Origin of the sequence: Glycomyces rhizosphaerae, from assembly GCF_042647865.1 — a bacterium.
GTDB lineage: Bacteria > Actinomycetota > Actinomycetes > Mycobacteriales > Micromonosporaceae > Glycomyces > Glycomyces rhizosphaerae.
On the sequence record NZ_JBHRWO010000008.1, the window covers coordinates 141,188 to 160,453 of the forward strand.

The 19,266-nt window shown below is 70.6% G+C and carries 17 protein-coding genes and 1 pseudogene; 6 read left to right on the plus strand and 12 right to left on the minus strand.

The annotated features are described in order from the left end of the window. Window positions 1-37: 37 nt before the first annotated feature. Window positions 38-1,039, plus strand: a complete 1,002-nt coding sequence (locus ACFO8M_RS08770; RefSeq protein ID WP_387973430.1) for an SPFH domain-containing protein — start codon at window positions 38-40, stop codon at window positions 1,037-1,039. Next, window positions 1,036-1,941, plus strand: a complete 906-nt coding sequence (locus tag ACFO8M_RS08775; RefSeq protein WP_387973433.1) for a hypothetical protein — start codon at window positions 1,036-1,038, stop codon at window positions 1,939-1,941. Before ACFO8M_RS08770 ends, ACFO8M_RS08775 begins: the two co-directional genes overlap by 4 nt. Before the next feature lie 46 nt (window positions 1,942-1,987). Here ACFO8M_RS08775 and ACFO8M_RS08780 read toward each other — a convergent pair whose 3' ends face one another. The 12 genes from ACFO8M_RS08780 to ACFO8M_RS08835 form a co-directional block, all read right to left on the minus strand. Next, window positions 1,988-2,851, minus strand: coding sequence for a hypothetical protein (locus ACFO8M_RS08780; RefSeq protein ID WP_387973435.1), 864 nt, complete (start codon window positions 2,849-2,851; stop codon window positions 1,988-1,990). A gap of 61 nt (window positions 2,852-2,912) precedes the next feature. Next, complete coding sequence (locus ACFO8M_RS08785; protein ID WP_387973438.1) at window positions 2,913-5,552, minus strand: exo-rhamnogalacturonan lyase family protein; 2,640 nt, start codon at window positions 5,550-5,552, stop codon at window positions 2,913-2,915. After that, entirely contained in the window at window positions 5,549-6,208 is a 660-nt protein-coding gene (locus ACFO8M_RS08790) for a DUF1961 family protein (protein ID WP_387973441.1), read from the minus strand. The genes ACFO8M_RS08785 and ACFO8M_RS08790 overlap by 4 nt, the downstream gene beginning before the upstream one ends. Continuing rightward, window positions 6,205-6,909, minus strand: a complete 705-nt coding sequence (locus ACFO8M_RS08795; RefSeq protein ID WP_387973444.1) for a GDSL-type esterase/lipase family protein — start codon at window positions 6,907-6,909, stop codon at window positions 6,205-6,207. Before ACFO8M_RS08795 ends, ACFO8M_RS08790 begins: the two co-directional genes overlap by 4 nt. Continuing rightward, window positions 6,909-7,793, minus strand: coding sequence for a carbohydrate ABC transporter permease (locus tag ACFO8M_RS08800; RefSeq protein WP_387973447.1), 885 nt, complete (start codon window positions 7,791-7,793; stop codon window positions 6,909-6,911). Before ACFO8M_RS08800 ends, ACFO8M_RS08795 begins: the two co-directional genes overlap by 1 nt. Further along, on the minus strand, window positions 7,793-8,761 hold the full coding sequence (locus ACFO8M_RS08805) for an ABC transporter permease (RefSeq protein WP_387973450.1): 969 nt from the start codon (window positions 8,759-8,761) through the stop codon (window positions 7,793-7,795). Before ACFO8M_RS08805 ends, ACFO8M_RS08800 begins: the two co-directional genes overlap by 1 nt. A 133-nt stretch (window positions 8,762-8,894) precedes the next feature. Continuing rightward, the gene (locus tag ACFO8M_RS08810) at window positions 8,895-10,415 is read right to left on the minus strand and encodes an extracellular solute-binding protein (RefSeq protein WP_387973453.1); all 1,521 of its coding nucleotides are present in this window, start codon (window positions 10,413-10,415) and stop codon (window positions 8,895-8,897) included. A 62-nt stretch (window positions 10,416-10,477) separates the two neighbouring features. Beyond that, window positions 10,478-11,143 (minus strand): DUF624 domain-containing protein, encoded by a 666-nt coding sequence (locus ACFO8M_RS08815; RefSeq protein ID WP_387973455.1) that lies wholly within the window; start codon window positions 11,141-11,143, stop codon window positions 10,478-10,480. Between the two features lie 380 nt (window positions 11,144-11,523). Beyond that, window positions 11,524-12,555 (minus strand): NAD-dependent epimerase/dehydratase family protein, encoded by a 1,032-nt coding sequence (locus ACFO8M_RS08820; protein ID WP_387973458.1) that lies wholly within the window; start codon window positions 12,553-12,555, stop codon window positions 11,524-11,526. A 19-nt stretch (window positions 12,556-12,574) separates the two neighbouring features. Beyond that, window positions 12,575-13,861: a hypothetical protein gene (locus tag ACFO8M_RS08825; protein WP_387973461.1), complete on the minus strand. Its 1,287-nt coding sequence runs from the start codon at window positions 13,859-13,861 to the stop codon at window positions 12,575-12,577. Then, complete coding sequence (locus ACFO8M_RS08830) at window positions 13,858-15,093, minus strand: sensor histidine kinase (protein WP_387973464.1); 1,236 nt, start codon at window positions 15,091-15,093, stop codon at window positions 13,858-13,860. The genes ACFO8M_RS08825 and ACFO8M_RS08830 overlap by 4 nt, the downstream gene beginning before the upstream one ends. Beyond that, the gene (locus ACFO8M_RS08835) at window positions 15,093-15,788 is read right to left on the minus strand and encodes a response regulator (RefSeq protein ID WP_387973467.1); all 696 of its coding nucleotides are present in this window, start codon (window positions 15,786-15,788) and stop codon (window positions 15,093-15,095) included. Before ACFO8M_RS08835 ends, ACFO8M_RS08830 begins: the two co-directional genes overlap by 1 nt. Before the next feature lie 113 nt (window positions 15,789-15,901). On the opposite strand from ACFO8M_RS08835, the pseudogene ACFO8M_RS08840 reads away from it, so the two are divergent. The 4 genes and pseudogenes from ACFO8M_RS08840 to ACFO8M_RS08855 all read left to right on the plus strand — a co-directional run. Then, window positions 15,902-16,351, plus strand: a pseudogene (locus ACFO8M_RS08840) (TIGR04282 family arsenosugar biosynthesis glycosyltransferase); the annotation flags it as partial. 168 nt (window positions 16,352-16,519) lie between these two features. Continuing rightward, complete coding sequence (locus tag ACFO8M_RS08845; RefSeq protein WP_387973709.1) at window positions 16,520-17,197, plus strand: glycosyltransferase family 2 protein; 678 nt, start codon at window positions 16,520-16,522, stop codon at window positions 17,195-17,197. A gap of 10 nt (window positions 17,198-17,207) precedes the next feature. Then, entirely contained in the window at window positions 17,208-17,996 is a 789-nt protein-coding gene (locus ACFO8M_RS08850) for an S-methyl-5'-thioadenosine phosphorylase (RefSeq protein WP_387973470.1), read from the plus strand. A 47-nt stretch (window positions 17,997-18,043) separates the two neighbouring features. Beyond that, window positions 18,044-19,183: a trans-sulfuration enzyme family protein gene (locus ACFO8M_RS08855; RefSeq protein ID WP_387973473.1), complete on the plus strand. Its 1,140-nt coding sequence runs from the start codon at window positions 18,044-18,046 to the stop codon at window positions 19,181-19,183. Window positions 19,184-19,266 lie beyond the last annotated feature (83 nt).

Sequence of the window (19,266 nt, forward strand, 5' to 3'; positions counted from 1 at the left end):
TTATCGTCAGAGTGACGAGAAAAGGAGGCCCACCCTCATGGCCGATGTCACCAAACTCCTGTTCCTGCGCCACCTGCGCGGCACCCCCACCGTCTGGGTCCGGTTCCAGAAACGAGGCCGCACGGTCAAAGAAGGCACCGGGCAGTCGTTCTGGTACCGCCCGCTGGTCGCGGTGCTCTCCGAAGTGCCGGTCGACGACCGCGAACTGCCGCTGATGTTCCACGCCCGCACCGCCGACTACGCCGACGTCACCGTCCAGGCCACCGTGACCTACCGGATCGACGACCCCGCGCTGGCCGCCACCCGGCTCGACTTCTCCGCCGACCCCTACCGCGGCCAGGCCCGCGCCCGCCCGCTCGACCAGGTCGCGACCCTCCTCACCGAACTGGCCCAGCAGCCCGCCCTCGACCTGCTCGCCCGCCTGCCGCTGGCCGAGGCGCTCACCGTCGCCGTCGCGCAGCTCCGCGAAGCGGTCGCCGCGGCGCTCTCGGACGACGCACGGCTCGCCGACATCGGCGTCGCCGTGGTCAGCGCCCGCGTCGTGGCCGTCCGGCCGGAGCCGGAACTGGAGCGATCGCTGCAGACCCCGACTCGTGAAGCGGTGCAACGGGACGCCGACAAGGCCACGTACTCGCGGCGGGCCCAGGCCGTGGAGCAGGAACGGGCCATCGCCGAGAACGAACTGCAGAACAAGATCGAGCTGGCCCGGCGCGAACAGCAGCTGGTCGAGCAGAAGGGCGCCAACAACCGGCGCACGGCCGAGCTCGCCGCGGCCGCCGGACTCGCGGCGGCCCAAGGCGAAGCGGAGCGCGAGCGCACGCTCGCGGCCGCGCACGCGGACAAGGTGCGGGCCGTGGGCGCGGCCGAGGCCGAAGCGGAGGCCGCCCGCTTGGCCGCCTACCGGGACCTGCCGACGTCGATGGTGCAGGCGCTGGCCCTGCGCGAGCTCGCCGGTCAGCTGCCGGAGATCGGGCAGCTCACGATCACTCCCGACCTGCTGACCGGGGCGCTGACGCGGCTCGCCGACGGGTCGCGATGAGCGCGACGCTGGCACCGAGAGTGGTGGTGGTCAGCCGCCGCAGCGAGCTGGACGAGCTCCTCGTCCGGCACGGCACCCGCGCGGCGGCCGACCACTTCCTGCGCCAGCGCGGGCGCGACCTGGACGAGGTCACCGCGCGGCACGAGGCGCTGCAGGCGGCGCTCACCACAGTGGACGCAGCGGTCCCGGCCGACTGGCGCCGGGGCCGGGTGGACCGGGAGGACCTGCCGAGGTTCCTGTTCACCCCGGAAGACGTGGTGGTCGCCGTCGGACAGGACGGTCTCGTCGCCAACCTCGCGAAATACCTTGCGGGCCAGCCGGTGATCGGCGTCGATCCCGAGCCGGGACGGGGACTCGGGGTGCTGATCCGGTTTCAGGCGGGCTCGATCGGCGCGGCGCTTCGGGCCGTGGCGCGGCAGACGGCGGCGATCCGGCGGCTCACGATGGTCTCGGCGCGGCTCGACGACGGCCAGGAGCTGGCCGGTCTCAACGAGGTGTACGCGGGCCACGGCAGCCACCAGTCCGCGCGCTACCGGCTCTTCGAGGCGAACGGGCGGCATGAGCGCCAGTCCTCGTCCGGCGTGCTGATCGGCACGGGCACCGGAGCCACCGGATGGAGTGCTTCCATTGCGGCCGACCGCGGTTGGAGTGAGGCGCTGCCGGGCCCGGAGGAGGCGTCGCTGTCGTGGTTCGTACGGGAGGCGTGGCCGTCACCGGCGACCGGCGCCACGTTGACCGGCGGCATGTTGCGGTCCGGCGAAGAGCTGCGGTTGGTATGCGAGAGCGAACGTCTCGTGGTCTTCGCCGACGGCGTCGAATCCGACCACCTCGTGGTCACGTGGGGCCAGCAGGTCACGATCGGGTTGGCCGATCGCCACCTGCACCTGGTGGTTCCCGGGTAGCGGGGTTCGGGCGGGCACTGTGGACCGAGGTCCGAGTGCCCGCCTGCTACAGGGACGCTTTGAGCGCGGCCTGCGCGCCGTCGATCGCCATGCGGATCTCAGCGGCGAGGCCGTAGCGGCCGTCGTCGCCGAACAGGCCGTTGCGCATGAAGGTGACGCTGCGCAGGCGCCCGTACGGGTCCACTGTGGCGCGAACCAGGCGGCTGGGCGAATACGCCTCGGACAGGAACCTGTCGCCCCTGGTCGCACCGGAACCCGGTTCGGGGATCGAGTCGTACATGCCGAGGAGTTTGGCGTGGCTCCACCGCTGCCGCTCGGCGATGACCCAGGCGCGCACGATGCATGCGGCGATCGACCTGCCGCCCATGCGTTCCGCGCCGCGCAGCAGCTCGATCGACACCAGCGAGCAGTCGAGTCCGATCATCAGCGACACCACGCGTTCGGGGTCGACGCCGGAGAACGAGGCGTTCAGTGCCGAAGCGGCCGCTTCCTCTTGGACGCCGGCGGGAAGCGGGTGGCGCGATGCCTCTTCGACGATCTGGTCGGCCCGCTCCCGGAAGCCCGGATGCAGCTTGGCGATCTCCCGGATGATGAGGTGCTTCGCGGTGAGGGTCTGCCGCGGGCTGATCAGGCGCCGGCTGCGCTCCACGAGTGAGCGGAGGACGATGTTGATGCCTCCGGCGTACTGGGGATGCCGTTCGGCGAGCCGCTCGATGAGGTCGTCGATCTCGTCGTCGTCGGGTGCTTCTCCGAAGTGGTGGGCGATCGCGTTGGCGTACACGCGGTTCACCGTGTCTCGGTATTCGAGGCGCTCCTTCTCGGGCAGGTCGCGATAGGTGATGCGGGCATCGCGGTCGCCGGTCTGGATGTACCAGACGAGCGCCCCTGGTCCGGGCACTGGGCGGGGCATTGAGTTCCTTGTCCTCGGCGGTCGTACATGATGAAGAGTCGCGGGTGCTAAGGAGCAGAGTTTAGGAGACGTTCACCAATCCGAGCCGTCGGCCGATCAGCGCCAGGTTCTGGATGGTGGCGAGGCCGCACTGCGCGGCGTCGTTTGTGGAGAGGGTTCGGGCCTCGTCAACTGGGGCGAGAACGTACGGCGGGAGGATCCGGACCGCTTGGAACGCCTCCTCCCCCATGAACTCGCCCCCGGCGAAGTACGCCCGCCACGCCCGGTCGGCGAGTGCGTTGTCGCCCAAGCGGTTCGCGGCGTACGCGGCGAGACGGGAGTGCGCCTGTTCGAGGTGGATGCCCGAGGGCGCCACACCGAGTTCCGCGCGCTGCTCCGCGGGCGGCGCCAGATACAGGCGGCAGTACTGCAGCCAGGCCTCCCGGAAGCCGGGGGCGTCGAGCTGACCGGCGTCGATCAGGGCCACGAGTTCGCTGCACACCTCGACCAGGCCGAACACGGCGGACAGGTGCGAGACGTTCACGCGGTCGCGGGAGGTGTCGAAGCGGCCCGTGTCCAGGTCGTACAGCGCCTCGCCGGTGAAGAAGCCCTGCGGCAGCGCACCGATGTCGCGCATCGTGCCGAGCAGGCGGTCGCGCGAGCGTGCGTTCCCGGTGATCTCCCAGTCCGCCAGCCAGGTCGCCGCGAGCGCGCTCCAGTCCGTCCCGAGACCGACCGCGAGCGCGCGGCGCTCGGGCCGGTAGGTGGCGGCGTCCGATCGCACCTTGCGGGTGGGGTCGACGGCGAGGAAGGTCGTGTCGGAGTCGCGCAGCTCCAGCATGAGGTCGCGGGTGTGCTCGTCGCCGGTGAGGAAGTAGTGGATCCTCCGGTACGCGGGCGTGGAGATCCGCAGTTGCTTCGCGCTGCAACCCCAGTGCAGCACGTTGTGCCGCGTGCCGAGCCCCTGCCAGGGACCGGCGTGGTAGACGTCGACGTCCCCGGTGTGGCGGGTCATGCGTTCGGCGAGGCGGAACACGTCCGCTCTTCCGGTGCGCAGGAACGAGATCCACAGCCACAGGTCGGGCGACAGCTCGGAGTTGTCCCACGCGTAGCCGCCGATGTCGTAGCGCCAGATGTGGCGGTCGGTGTCGTACGCGTGCATGACATCGCCGAAGTTCCAGAACCCGTACCAGGAGCGCTGATCGACCTGGCCGACGTAGTAGTCGAGCAGGAAGTCGAGCCGGTCTTCGAGTGTCGCGCGCTGGGGATCGGTGCGGTCGGGCAGGTCCCAGTCGCCGAGGACGCCCGCCGAGTGGAGGGCCTGCGGGGTGGGCACCAGTTGCGGAAGGGCGACCGTGCCGCGGGCGATGCGCGCCAGCTGGGTGACGGGGGGCGTGGCGGCGAACGCAGTCACGGTGAGTTCGTGGGTGCGGCCGATGCCGTGCGCCGTGCCGAATCCGGGTTCGTAGTCCTCGTAGGTGATCTCGAGGGCCTCGAGCTGGTCGGCATAGGTCTCCTGGCCGAGGCCGTCGTGGTAGAACCGCAGGTCCATCGGGGCGGCGTCGGGCGACCACAGCCAGGTGGTCAGGGTCGCCGCGTCGGTGTCGGCGGCGCGCACGTCGAGGCCCGTGGGGTGCGACTGCCAGAAGCCGTTGAGGCCGACGGCGAGGCCGCCGGAGATGTCGCCGACGTAGGCGAGGCCGTCAGCGCGGGTGCCTTGGGCGACATCGATCCACGGCATGCCCGAGGCGGTGCGCTTGTGGATGGTGTAGCCGTTCGCGTTCAGTTGGCGCAGTGAGTAGTCGGGCCAGACGGGGATCCAGCGCGAGAGGTCTTCGACGTCGCGTTCCCATTCGGCGGTCGGCGGGGTGGGTCGCCCGTCGAGTTGCGCGGTGCGCACTTCGGGGCCGGGGTCGCGGCGCAGGCCGGTCAAACCGCGTACGGCTTCGCGCAGGAACCCGCCGTCGGCGCCGGCGAGGCGCACGTGCCGGTCGTGCGGTTCGGCGCGCAGCGGCACCGTGAATCGCAGGCCGAGCGAGCTGAGGAAGTCGTCGTCGGGATCGCCGTCCCAGACGAAGGAGTGGACGAGCCTGAACGTGGCCGCTCCGGCGGCGAAGACCAGGCGCACGGTGAACGGCAGCCAGGTCCGGTCGCCTTCGTCGTCGCGGTGGACGCCGGTGACGCGGACGACGGCCCGCAGCGGCCCGTCCTGCTCGACGGTGCAGTCGGCGACGTGTCCGACCGAGTGGACGCGGCCGCGCACGTCGGATTCGGGATGGTCCTGGCGGCTGGAGACCAGCCGGCCTGCGGTCGCGACCTCGGTGCCGTCGATCTGTATGGAGCGCACCAGGTCGGGGCCGGTGCCGGGCACGAGGACGCGGCAAGCGCCGGTGTCGACGGTGACGCCGTCCTCGGATCGGGTCACGGTGATCCGGACGGCCGGAGGCTCGGGGTCGGTTGCGCGTTCCACGACCCGGTAGCCCTCGGCGGCATCGCGGTCGGCTCCGAGCGCGATGCCCGCCCATTTCACGCTGCCGTCAGGCCAGGTGGCGAGCGGCCAGGTCTGCGCGGGCACCGCATTGCCCGAGTCGTCGAGGACCGCCAGGCGGCCCGGGTCGGTGACGGTCCCTGCCGCTAGCGGGACGCCGCAGGTGGCGCCGCAGAGGGCGAGGTCTGGCGCGGCGTCGTCGAGCCAGTGCAGTGGAATGTCGACCGTGGTCACGGCAGCTCCTTCACCTCTAGGTCGCGGTAGTGGGCGGCGAGCGGGGACATCTGGCGGAAGCCGATCCGTCCGGCGCCGAGCGGCTCGGGGTCGTGGTGCGAGAACAGCTGCAGGCCGTCGATGGCGAAGGCGATGTCGTTGCCGCGCTTGACGACGCTCATGCGGTAGTGCCCGTCGGCGTCGTCCGGGCCCGGCAGCGGGTCCGCGCCCTGCGCGACCAGCTGGAATCCGGGGCTCTTGCGGAGGTTGCAGGTGCGGAACCGGCGTTCGGTGGTCCACTTGCGGCGCAGGTAGGACACATGGAGAGTCGAGACGTCGCCCGAGTGGTACTGCGGGTAGCGGCCGGTGCGGGGAGCGAGCCGGGGGTCGAACAGGTCGCGCCCGCCGGTGCCGGTGGCGGCGAAGAAGAGCATCGCCAGGCCTTCACCCTTGAGCGGCTGGAAGTCCCAGGAGATCGCGATGTCGGGCGCGAACACCTCGGGGCACCAGTACGTGAAGTGGGCGTGGTCGCCGCGACCGGCGGCCACGAGATCGGCTTCGTTCGCGGTGCTCGACAGCACCATGCCGCCGTCGCGGTGTTCGACCCCGACGGGCCCTTCGGCGATCCAGCCGTCGAGATCCGAAGGGGCCGTGAGCGAGTTGCGGTAGGTGCTCACTTGCGGAGCATCTCCAGCCCGGCGGGTGCGGCGTCCGCGCCTCGGCCGTCGAGCGCGTGGAGCGCCTCGGCGACGAAGCGGGCCGCCGCTCGGGCTCCGGCGGTCGTGTAGTGGGTGTTGTCCTTGGCGAGGTCGGCGCTGACCTCGATGCCGCGTTCGGCGGCGGCGCCGTGCACGAACAGCGCGGCCGACTCGCGCTCGCCGAGCCAGGTGTAGAGCCAGAGGGTGAAGGCGTTGAGGTCGATCACGGGCACGTCGAGTTCACGGCCGAGGCGGCGGACCTCTGCCGGGTAGGGGCCGTGCGAGTGCCGCAGCGCGCCTTCGGGTGTGAACATGCGGCGTTCGACGCTGGTGGTCAGGACGGGCCGGGCTTCGGCGCTGCGGACCTCGGAGATGAACGCGGTCAGCCGCTCGCGGTAGCCGCCGTCGGCGGCCAGGGTCTCGGGTTCCTTCTGGTCGTTGTGGCCGAACCCGAACACGACGGTGTCGCCCGGCCTGAGTTCGTCCGTGATCTGCTTCCAGTCGCCCTGCTCACGGAAGGACCGGGTGGTGGCGCCGCCGAAGGCGCGGTTGCTGACCGGTTCCTCGGTGAAGGCGGCGAGTTCGTCGCCCCAGCCGAGGAGCGGCAGGTCGGGGCGGCCGGAGGTGGCGCCGTTGTCGGTGGGGGCGACGGTGGAGTCGCCTGCGAGATGGATCGTCATCAGCCTTTCACGCTCCCGATGAGCATGCCTTTCGCGAAGTGTTTCTGGAGGAACGGGTAGGCCAGGAGCACCGGGATCGTCGCGATGACGACCACGGCGAACTTGATGCCCTGGGCGGGCGGCGGCACGTCCGAGTTCAGCTCGTCGGCCGAGAGCGAGGCCGCGGCCGTCACCTGGCGCAGGATCATCTGGAGCGTCCACTTGCCGGTGTCGCTCAGGTACAGCAGCGGCGAGAGGTAGTCGTTCCAGATGCCGACGGCGTAGAACAGCGCGAACGTCGCCAGCACGGGTTTCGACAGCGGGAGGACGACGTGCCGCAGCACCTGCAGCTCGTTCGCGCCGTCGATCTTGGCGGACTCCTCCAGCTCGTGGGGCAGCTGCTGGAAGAAGTTCTTGATGATGATGAGGCTGAACGGGTTGATCGCCATCGGCAGGATCAGCGCCCAGTAGCTGTCGAGCAGGCCGAGGTCCTTGACCACGAGGAAGGTCGGGATCATGCCCGCGCTGAAGACCATCGTGAAGATGACCAGGCTGAGGATCGTGCGGCGACCGGGCAGGTCCACTTTCGACAGCGGGTAGGCCATGAGGACCGTGAGCGCCAGTTGGATCATCGTGCCGACGAAGGTGACCGCGATGGTCGTCACGAACGCTCGCACGATCACGTCCGAGGACAAGATCGACTCGTACGAGGCGGTGGTGAACTCGTTCGGCCACAGGAAGAACGGCCGGGTGGTGATCTCGAGTTCGGTCGCGAAGGACCCGGCGAGCACGTACACGAACGGCAGGATGGCGAGCAGGCCGACGGCGGTGAGCAGCACGATGTTGAGGACGTCGAAGGCGCGTCCGGCGCGGGTGTTGAACCGCTTGTGGGTCGTGGAGGTCATCAGAAGATCCCCTGCTGGTTGAAGCGCTTGGCGAGCCAGTTGGTGCCGAAGATGAGCACGAGCCCGACGATCGCCTTGAACAGGCCGACGGCGGTGGAGTAGCTGTACGCGCCCTGCTCGATGCCCGCGAAGTAGACGTAGGTGTCGAAGACGTCCGCGACGGTGCGGTTGAGCGAGTTCGACATCAGGTAGATCTGCTCGAAGCCGGTGTTGAGGATCTGGCCGGTCTGCAGGATGAGGAGCACCACGATCGTGGGGAGGATCGAGGGGATCGTGATGTGCCAGACGCGCTGCCAGCGCCCCGCGCCGTCGATGACGGCCGCTTCGTACTGCTCCTGGTCGACGCCGGCGAGCGCCGCGAGGAAGATGATCGTGCCCCAGCCGGTGTTCTTCCAGACCTCCTGCATGAGGATGAGCGGCCGGAACCAGTCGGGGTCGGCGAGCATGTTGGCGTCGGTGCCGAACAGCCAGCCGAAGAACGTCCACAGCGGACCGTTGCCGATGGCGAACAGCAGTGCGGTGATGGAGACGACGACGGTCCACGACAGGAAGTGCGGGATGTAGACGAGCGTCTGCACCGTGCGTTTGAGGACCTGGAGGCGCAGCTCGTTGAGCAGCAGCGCGAGCACGATGGTGAGCGGGAACGCGATGAACAGGCTGAGGCCCGCGACGATGAGCGTGTTCTGCAGCAGCCGTGGGAAGTCGGGGTTGGAGAGGAACTCTTGGAAGTGGGCGAGGCCGACCCATTCGCTGCCGTCGATGCCGAGGAACGGGATGTAGTTCTTGAACGCGATCCGGGCGCCGTACATGGGCCAGAACCGGAACAGGGCGAAGTACAGGAGGCCCGGCAGCATGAGGAAGAACAGCCACCGGTACCACACGAAGTCCTTGGCCAGGCGCCGTTTTCGGGCGGGCGGGCGCGATGGCGCGCCGGGTGGTTCGCGGTCGACCTCGAGCACGGTCGTCATCGCAGGCTCCTTCGGGGATCGGGGTGAGGGCCGGGTCGGCCTCGGCTAGCCGGATTCACGGCTCGCAAGCTTCGCCAAGAGTGCTTGCGAGCCGTGAATCCGGCTCTGTGACGACCCGGCCCTGACGGGAGGGTCAGTCGAGTTCCGAGTAGAGGTCGTTCATCTCTTCAATGACGTCGTCGCCGCCGCTGGAGCGCCAGGTCTCGATGGCCGCCTGCACGCCGGCCTCGTCGATCTGCCCGGCGAGGTACTGGATGCGGGCGTCCGCGATGATCGTGTCGAGCTGGGCGCCGCTGGTGGTGTAGGTCGGGGACACGAGGCCGGCGGCGGGGTTGTAGACGGCGTTGGGGAGGTCCTCGGCCATGAGGTCGAGGCGGAGCTGCGCGAGCGCCGCGTCGTACTCGGTCGCCGGCTTGATCGGGTGGGCGTTGTAGCCGGCGACGTTCATGCCGAGTTGCGCCCAGGCCCCGGTCACCTGGTCGGTGAAGTCCTGCTTCGCGGGGTCGACGACGACGCCGCCGTCCTCGACGGTGTAGTTGTCGCCTTCGATGCCGTGGTTCATGAGGTTCTGCGCCTCAGTGGTGTTCAGTTCGTTGAGGGCCGTGAGGACCTGCTTGAGCTGGTCTTCGGTCTGCACGCCGGCGCGGGGGACGGCGAGGAAGCCGGAGTAGCCGGCGGTGGGCAGCGCGAAGGTGCCGTTCGGTCCTTCGAGCTGGCCGGCGAGGGCGACGTACTGGTCGAAGTTGTCGGGGTCCTGTTCCTTGAACAGCTTGACGAGTTCGGTGGCGCGGGACTGGACGTCGAGGATGATGCCGCCCTCACCGTTGAGGAACGGCTCGTTCCAGGTCGCGGGGTCCATGGTGGCGTAGTCGGGGTTGACGTAGCCGCCCGCGACGAGGCTCCGCTCGTACTCGAGCGCCTGATTCCATTCGGGGGTGGTGAAGGCGGGGACGAGTTCGCCGCCCTCGTCGCGCCACAGGTTGCCCGAGCCGTGCCAGACCTCCATGGCGTCGTAGGGGCTGCCGTTGCCGATGCCGCCCCAGGCGGGATTGATCATGCCGTAGGTGTCGTTCTGGCCGTTGCCGTCGGGATCGTCCTCGGTGAAGGCGCGGGCGATCTCGGCGAGGTCGGCGGTGGTCTCGGGCAGGGCCAGGCCGAGGTTGTCGAGCCAGTCCTGGCGGAGGATCACGCTGCTGCGGATGACGTCGCGGGCGCGGTAGACGCCGTAGACCTTGCCGTTGACGCTGGCGGCCTCCTGCACTTCGGCGTTCTCGGTGACGAGGTTCGGGTAGTCGCCGGAGGCGAGGTGCTCGGTGAGGTCCCAGAAGCCGCCGGCCTCGGCGGTCTGGACGAAGGCCTGGTCCTTGCCTTGGATGACCATGACGTCGGGGATGTCGTCGCCGGCGAGGACGGTGTTGGTCTTGGCGCCGTAGTCGCTGTTGGGCACCCATTGGACGCTGAGGTCGAGGCCCGCGAGTTCGCTGAGGGCCTTGTCGATCGGGTCGTCCTCTTCGGGCGGTGTCGGGGAGAAGAAGGGCGCCATGATGTCGAGGGATTCCAGCGGTTCGTCGCTGGCGCCGCCGTCGGAGCATGCGGTCAGCGCGAGGCTGCCGATGGCGATGAGCGCCAGCGGTATGCGCTTTCTTTCAACCATGGGAGGGATCCTTTCGAAGGGGAGGTCGTCGGAGCGGTCCCGCCGGCGTGGGCGCCGGCGGGTCAGTCGGTGGCCGGGAGGTTCCGGTCGTTCGCGGCGAAGAAGGACAGGCAGAGCGCGGTGCACAGGTGCGCCCACACGCCGATGGAGAGCACGGGCAGCAGCCCGGGCACGAACGCGGTGATCGCGACGATGAGCGCGGTCGTCGCGATGAGCAGGAGCGGCGCCCCGGGGAACCGGATCAGGAACGCCCAGGACAGGCGGATGCATTGCGCCCGCCGCAGCTCGTAATGCGCGTCCATCGTCAGCACGAGCACGAGGTGGGCGAGGCAGACGGCGGCCGCCGCGGCGAGCGCGAAACGGAGCCCGCCCGTGCCGGGCCCGGCCAGCGCGAAGTAACTCACGCCGAGGCAGGCGAGTGCGGCGGCGGATGGCGCGGCGAGGAGGTTGGCGTGCCAGAACTGTCGGCGCCATCGGGTTGCGAAGGCGCGCAATTGGCTCTGGGTGTCGCCGCGTAGGCGGGTGCGGCTGCACGAGGCCGCGGCGGCCAGGGCGGGAGCCCAGCCCGCCACGATCCCGCCCGCGAGCGTGAAGGTGATGACCAGGAGGTTGAGCATGCCGACGAACGCGATGGCGTCGAGCCGGCCGTACCAGCGTTCGACGCGCGAGCCGTCGCGGACCGACCGATCGGTCGGCGCTTGACCGCGAGAGGTCTCCACTGTCGTCATGCGTGCCCTCCACATCCCCGTCGATGCAATGGAGCGAGCCTGCCGGTGACCGCTCATGGTGATGCCGCTCCGGGCGGCGGACATCTAGGTATTTGAATGGATTCAATTGTGTTAGACACGATAGTTAACGATCATCCCCACGTCAACAGCGCAGGGGCATCAGATGTCCAGAAGGATCATTATCCTTGTGACACAACGGAACTCCTCAAGGTCGGCCGTGATTCACGGGTTGGATCGCGGCCGGAGCGGCGACGGACGGCGTTGAAACGGTTCAAGGGCGCGCTCCGCCCGCCACGCCCTCGGCCCCATGTAGCAGCGCAAGCGGAGTGAGGGCGTCGTCCATGATGGGCGACGCCCTTGCGGCTTGCGCGGGTGAACGGTCAGCGAAGGGGATCGTGCGCGAAGGCGGCCATGCCTTCGGCGAAGCCGGTCTCGGCCCGGAAACCGAGTGTCTCGGCGGCGAGGTCGGGTGAGGCGACGACGTGGCGGACGTCGCCGAGCCGGTACTCGCCGGTGACGACGGGGTCCGCGGCACCGGGGAAGGCCGCGGCGAGGGCGCGGGCCATGTCGCCGACGGTGTGCGGCTCGCCGCTGGCGATGTTGGCCGCGCCGGTCCAGTCCGATTCGAGGGCAAGGAGATTGGCGCGGGCGACGTCGCTGACGTGGACGAAGTCGCGGGTCTGCGCGCCGTCCTCGAACACGCGGGGGGCCGTGCCTGACTCCAGGGCGCTGCGGAAGATGCTCGCGACTCCCGCATAGGGGGTGTCGCGGGGCATGCGGGGGCCGTAGACGTTGTGGTAGCGCAAGGCGCATACGCCCGAACCGGACTCGCGGCCGTACAGGAACGACAAGTGTTCGGTGTGGACCTTGGTGGCGGCGTAAACGTTCCGGGGGTCGAGCCGGGCGTCCTCCCCCACCGTCGCCCAGGCGAGGTCGGCACCGCAACGGGGACAGAGGGGTTCGAAGCGGCCCTCGTCGAGGTCGCTGCGCCGCCTCGGTTCGGCGGTGACGTCGCCGTGCTCGGGGCAGCGGTAGCGTCCCTCGCCGTAGACGACCATGGAGGAGGCGACGACGAGGCGGCCGGTGAACGAGCGCCGCCACAGCGCCCGCAGCAGGTTCGCGGTGCCGCCGTCGTTGTCGGCGACATAGTCGGCCACGTCGTCGAAGTCGACGCCGAGGCCGACCCGCGCGGCCTGGTGGCAGACGGCGTCGACCCCTTCGACCGCCCGGTGCACGGCGTGCTCGTCACCGAGGTCGCCGACGATGAGCTCGATCGAATCGGGCAGGTAATCGGGTGGTTCCTTATGGGCTGCAAGCGAGTCGAGGACCACCACATCGTCGCCGCGGGCGGCGAGCCGGCGGCAGATCTCCCCGCCGATGAAACCGGCCCCGCCGGTCACCAGTACGCGCATGGGTTTGCCTTTCTCTCGGTCACCACTGCACGCGCAGTGCGGCGGCGAGGACGACGGCCACGGTCAGCTGGAGCGCCAGCCAGGCCCGCGGGAACGGCAGGGCGCATCCGGCCAGGAGCACCAGCGGCATGAACGGCTGCCAGATCCGCTCGGTCTCGGCGGAGGACATGCCCGACAGGTCGGCGATGGCCACGGCCGCGAGGCAGGAGCCGACGACGATCCACATGCGCCGGTTGCGCAGGCGGGCGAGGGCGACCGCGATCGCCGGTCCGAGCGCCAGCGCGAACACCGCGAGGTTCGCGAGCAGGAAGTACCAGTAGCCGCGGAGCGAGGCCACGCCCGCGTAGTAGCGCACGCGCGTCACCTGGAGGCCTTCGAGCCACCAGTAGCCCCACAGCAGCGGCACGAGGAGCACCAGCGCGGCTATCGCGCCTCCCGCCAGGATGACGCTCCAGCGCTTGCGCAACACCGCGATGACGAGGAACGGGACCGCCAGCAGCGAGGCCGAGAACGACAGCATCAGCGCCGCTCCCGCGATCAGGCCCCCGGCGATCGTCAGCCACACCGCTCTCGCGCCGTGGCGGCTCGTGGCGAGGATCAGGCAGGCGACGGCGGCGAGTGTGACGCCGCCGAAGATGATGTCGGCGTTGCTGTGCCAGAACGCGGCCGGGGTGATGACGAGGAACGGCGCGGCGCGGCGGGCGAGCCGGGTCCCCGCCACGTCTCGGGCGATCACGAGTGCCGCCGCGATGGCCGCGGCTGCGCCGAGCATCGCCAGGGTGTTCTCGAAGATCAGTCCCTTGAGGCCGATCTGCGCTGCGGCCCAGAGGAACAGGACGAGCCCGGGCGGGTGTGACTGCAGGTGGATGGCGAAGAAGTCGGAGTTCTGTACGTCGGTGTAGGTCTCCAGGAACGCCGCGACGCCGCCGAAGTCGTCGATGTAGTGGATCGGGTCGCCGTAGTGGTGGTGGATGTCGGTCCACGTGAGCGGGTGCGAGTGGGCGAAGGCGAGCGCGAGGCTCATCGCCACGCCGCCCAAAGCCGTGAGCGGGACGACCCAGCGCCAGCGCAGATGCGCGGCGACCCAGGGCAGGAGCGCGATCAGCGCGGCGCCGACGGCGATCGGCACCAGGAGCTTCGGTTCGACGTGCCGTTCCCAGCTGCCGAACAGGGGCATGGCGCCGAGCTGGAGACTCGCGGTCGTCTGGGCGAGCTTGTGCTGACCCAGAAGCCAAGCGGCGTATAGGAGCAGCGTCCATCCGATGAGGACGGCGGCGTCTCGGGCCGCGGCGCGGCGGCCCGTCACCGGCGGCCTTCGGCGGGCAGCCGGACGGTGAAGCGGCAGCCTGCGGCGGTGTTGGCCACGGTGACCGTTCCGGCGTGGGCCTCGATGAGGCCGCGGCTGATCGCCAGGCCGAGTCCGCCGCCGCGTTCGTCGCGTCGGCGGGCCTCGTCGCCGCGGAAGGCGATGTCGAAGACGCGCGGCAGGTCGGTCTCGGGGATGCCGCCGCATGCGTCCTCGATGTGGAGGACGGCGGCGTCCCCGTCCGCGGCGGCTTCGATGACGACGGTGCCGCCGGCGGGAGTGTGGCGAATGGCGTTGTCGAAGAGGTTGTCCAGGGCGCGGCAGCACTCGCGGGCGGCGACTTCGATGGGCGGGAGCGCGGAGAGGCGCTCGACCACGGTGACGCCCTTGACGTCGGCGGCGGCGCTGGCCCCGGCGAGGGCGTCGGCGACGGCGTCGCAGACGTCGACCTTCTCGCTGCCGAGTCGCAGTGAGCCGCTGTGGATGCGGGACAGTTCGAACAGGTCGTCGACGAGGGCGGTGAGCCGTTCGGCGTCGGTGCGGATCTGGGAGTGGTAGCGCTTGACGGCCGCGTCGTCGTCGACCACGCCGTCGTCGAGCGCTTCGGACATCGCGCGGATGGTGGCGAGCGGGGCGCGAAGGTCGTGGGAGACCCAGGTGATGAGTTCGCGCCTTGAGGATTCGAGGGCGCGCTCGCGCCGCTGGGACTCCTCGAGGCGGCGGGAGACGTCGGCGAGGGCGTCCGCGAGCGCGGCCAGTTCGCCGGGACCGGTGACCGCGGGGGCGCGTTCGGCGCTGATGTTCCCGTCGGTGCCGACCATGGTGCGGGCGTAGGCCCCGACCTGCTCGGCTCCGGCGCCGATGTCGTCGCCGAGCTGCCAGGCGGCGCCGAAGGCCACGCCGGAGGCGACGATGAGGACGACGAAGAGCACGACGAGGTCGTGGAAGGAGATGAACATGGCGAGCGCGGCGGTGACGACGCCGGTGGCGGCGACCAGGACCGAGGAGAGCGCGACGGTCATGGTCTGGACGCGGGCGGGGCGGTTGCGCAGCCGCCGGAGCGCGACGCCGCCGACCGCGCCCGCGACTGCGGAGGCGACCGCCGCGATGACGACGAGGACGGCGATGTCGGCGGGCGGGAAGTCGAAGGCGACCGCGAGGGCGGTGGCCGCGCCGAGGGCGCACGCGAGGATCAGCAGCGATCCCGCCCGGCGCCGTTTCAGGTGCGTCATCACGGCTCCCATCGGTAGCCGACGCCGCGGACCGTGGCGAGGTGGCGCGGCGCGGAGGCGTCGTCCTCGACCTTCTCGCGCAGGCGGCGGACGTGGACGGTGACGGTGGAGGTGTCGCCGATGCTCCAGCCCCACACGGTTTCGAGCAGCTCTTCGCGGCGGAAGGCCCGGCCCGGGTTCTGGAGGAAGCACACGAGCAGGTCGTACTCCTTCGTCGTCAGCGTGATCGGCTCGCCTTTGAAGCGGACCTTGTGGGCGTGGGTGTCGATCTCGATCTCGCCGCCGGTGATGACGTCGGCTTGAGCGGGGCCGGCCGCGGCGGTCGCGCGGCGCAGGACCGCCCGCACCCGGGCGGCGAGTTCGCCCGGGGAGAACGGCTTGGTCACGTAGTCGTCGGCGCCGAGGTCGAGCCCGGCGATGCGGTCGTTCTCCTCGCCGCGCGCGGTCAGCATGACCACCGGTATGTCGGTGGCCTGCCGCAGGCGACGGCACACCTCGAAGCCGTCCATGCCCGGCATCATCAGGTCGAGGACGACCAGGTCGGGCAGGGTCGAGAGCGCGCGTTCCAGGCCGGTGGCGCCGTCGGCGGCGTAGTCGACCTCGAAGCCTTCACGGCGCAGGTAGCGGGCGACGACGTCCGCCAGCGCAGGGTCGTCGTCGACGACCAGCACGCGCGGGTCGGCTTCAGCGTTCATATGACCACGATGACCGATCGCGACCGCCTCCGTCATCCAATGGGTCCAGACTTTCGCATACCGTAAGAATGCTCCAGGGCCCGAGCGCCCGTTCCGTCAGTAGCATCGGCCCCATGCAGCGGACCCATCTCCTCGTCGTGGCGAAGGCCCCCGTGCCGGGCCGGTCCAAGACCAGGCTCACTCCCCCGTTGACCACTGTAGAGGCCGCCGCTGTCGCGGAGGCGGCGCTCGCGGACACCTTGGCGGCCGTCGCGGAGTGCGGCGCCGACCGGCGCATCGTCGCGCTCGACGGCGAACCCGGCCCGTGGCTGCCCGAGGGCTTCGAGGTGGTTCCGCAGGTCGCGGGGACGTTCAACGAGCGGCTCGCCGCGGCTTGGGCCCGCGCGGGCGGGCCGGGTCTGCAGATCGGGATGGACACGCCGCAGGTGACGGCGGCGCTGCTCGACGCGTCGCTCGCGGTCGTGACCGAGGACGGCCGCGACGCGGCGCTGGGCCTCGCCGAGGACGGCGGGTGGTGGGCGCTGGGCCTGGCCCGGCCGCACCCCGAGGCGTTCAGGGACGTTCCGATGAGTCGGAGCGACACCGGGCTGATGCAGCGCAAGCAGTTGGAGGCCCTCGGTCTGGCGGTGGCCGACCTGCCGATGCTGCGCGACCTCGACGACGCCGAGGACGCCCGCGCGATCGCGCGTCTGGCGCCGCGCACGCGCACCGCGGTGCACCTGCGCGGGGTGCTGGACGGCGAGGCCGGTGTCGACGTCGTCCTCCCGGTCCTCAACGAGCGCGACGCCCTCCCATGGGTCCTCGAACGCATGCCCGAGGGGTTCCGGCCGATCGTGGTCGACAACGGCTCCGACGACGGCTCAGCCGAGATCGCCGCCGGTCTCGGTGCGGAGGTGGTGACCGAGCCGCGCCGCGGTTTCGGCGCGGCCTGCTACGCCGGGCTCCTCGCCGCGACGGCGCCCGTGGTGGCGTTCATGGACTGCGACGCCTCGCTCGACCCCGGCGACCTGCCCGGACTCTGCTCGCCGGTCCTGGACGGCGAAGCCGACCTCGCACTCGGCGCCCGGGACGCCGAGGACGGGGCGCTGCCCCCGCACAGCCGCATCGCCAACCGCTACCTGGCCTGGGAAGTCCGCCGCCGCAGCGGCGCGCACATCAGCGACATCGGACCGATGCGCGCCGCCCGCCGCACCGCCCTCCTCGAACTCGGCATCACCGACCGCCGTTTCGGCTGGCCCCTCGAAATGGTGCTCCGCGCCGGACAGGACGGCTGGCGCATCGCCGAACGGCGGGTCCCCTACCGGCCCCGGATCGGCAAGAGCAAGGTCACCGGCACCCTCGGCGGGACCCTCAAGGCCGTCAAGGACATGCGGGCGCAACTGGCGCTGATCAAAACCCGCGAGCAATGAGGAGCACGACTTGAACGACCAACCGCGACCCCTGGCCGACATCGGCGTCTTCGGCGGCTCCGGCTTCTACTCCCTCGCCGAGGAAGCCGAAGCCTGGGAGATCGAGACTCCTTGGGGCGAACCGTCGGCACCCGTGACCGTCGCCGCGTTCGGGGACGTGCGGGTGGCGTTCCTGGCCAGGCACGGCACCGACCACCGGTACCCGCCGCACAAGGTCAACTACCGGGCCAATGTGGAGGCGATGCGGCAGCTCGGCGTGCGCGCCCTGATCGCCCCGTTCGCGGCCGGATCGCTGCGCCCGGAGATCAAGCCCGGCGACTTCGTCGTGTGCGACCAGATCGTCGACCGCACTTGGGGACGCGAATCCACGTTCTACGACTCCTTCGAGGACGGACCCGTGCACATCCCGTTCGCCGATCCCTACGACGAGCGGCTGCGCCGCGTCGTGCTCGACGCGGCCGCCGAGGTCGGCGTGACCGCGCACGACGGCGGCACCGTCGTGGTCGTCAACGGCCCCCGCTTCTCCAGCCGCGCCGAGTCGCGCTGGCACCGCGAGAGCGGCTGGCACGTCGTGAACATGACTCAATCCCCGGAAGCGCCCCTGGCGATGGAGGCCGGCATCCCGTTCGTCGGCATCGCGCTCGTCACCGACTACGACGCCGGCCTCGACGAGGACCCGGACGTCGAACCGGTGACCCAGGAGGCCGTCTTCGCGGTCTTCGAGGCGAACCTGCGCAAGGTCCGCACGCTGCTGGACGCGGCGATCCCCGAGATCGCCGCGACCGTAAGCGAAAGTTAAGGACATTTCGTTGATCGGGGACAGTGGAGATCCGTAGCCTCAGCCACATGAGCGACATGCAGACTCGGTTCGAGACCCTGGCCGTGCACGGCGGCGAACCGAGGCCCGGCGCGGACGGGTCGGTGGTCTTCCCGATCTACCAGGGCACGGTCTTCGAGGCCGATCCCGGCGACGCGGCCGCCGACGCGCCGTACATCAGGCTCGGCACCAACCCGACGCAGCGCCACCTCCAGCACCGGCTCGCGGCCCTCGAAGGGGCCGAGGCCGCCGTCGCCACCGCTTCGGGCATGGCCGCCATCACCGCCGCGCTCCACAGTGTCCTCGGCGTCGGCGACCACCTGATCGCCGCGGGCGCCTTCTACGGCGGGACGCTCCAGTTCCTCACCGAGCACGCCGCACGCCTCGGATGGACCTTCGAGATCGTCGACCCCGACGACGAAGGAGCCTGGCGGCGGGCGCTGCGCCCGGGCACGAAGGCGTTCCTGACCGAGACGATCACCAACCCGACCATCCGGATCGGCGACCTGGCCGGGGCCGCCCGCTTCGCCCGCGAGCACGCGCTGACCTCCATCATCGACAACACCCTCGCGACACCGGTCGTGTTCAGGCCGCACACCGTCGGCTTCGACCTCGTGTGCCACTCGGCGACCAAGGCGCTCAACGGCCACTCGGACCTCGCCGCCGGCGTGGTGACCGGGTCGAGCACGCGGATCGCGCACGTCGCGTCGGTGCTGTGCGCCTATGGCTCCACGCTCGACCCGCACGCGGCGTTCCTGCTCTCACGCGGGCTCAAGACGCTCGCGCTGCGGGTCCGCCAGCAGAACGCCAACGCGCTGGCGGTCGCCGAGTTCCTCGCCGCGCACGACCGGATCGCGGACGTGCGCTATCCGGGTTTGGCGGCGCACCCGGACCACCGGCGGGCGGCCGAGTGGTTCGACGGGTTCGGTTCGGTCCTGACGTTCCGGCCGGTCGGCGGCAATGAAGCGGCGGAACTGCTCATCAAATCGCTGCAGCTGCCGTACGCGGCGTCGAGCCTGGGCGGCGTCGAGTCGCTCGTGACCCGCCCGGCCGCGGGCGGCCACCCTGGGCCGATCCCGGGCATGTCGGCAGACGTCATCCGCTTCTCGGCGGGCATCGAAGCGGCCGAAGACCTCGTCGACGATTTCGCCCAGGCGCTCGGGGCCTGAACCGCGGTCCGCTTCCAGCTCGGACGCCGCCCGAAACGTCCCTCGCCGCCCTGGGTGCGAGGTTGTTTAGCGGATCGTAAGCA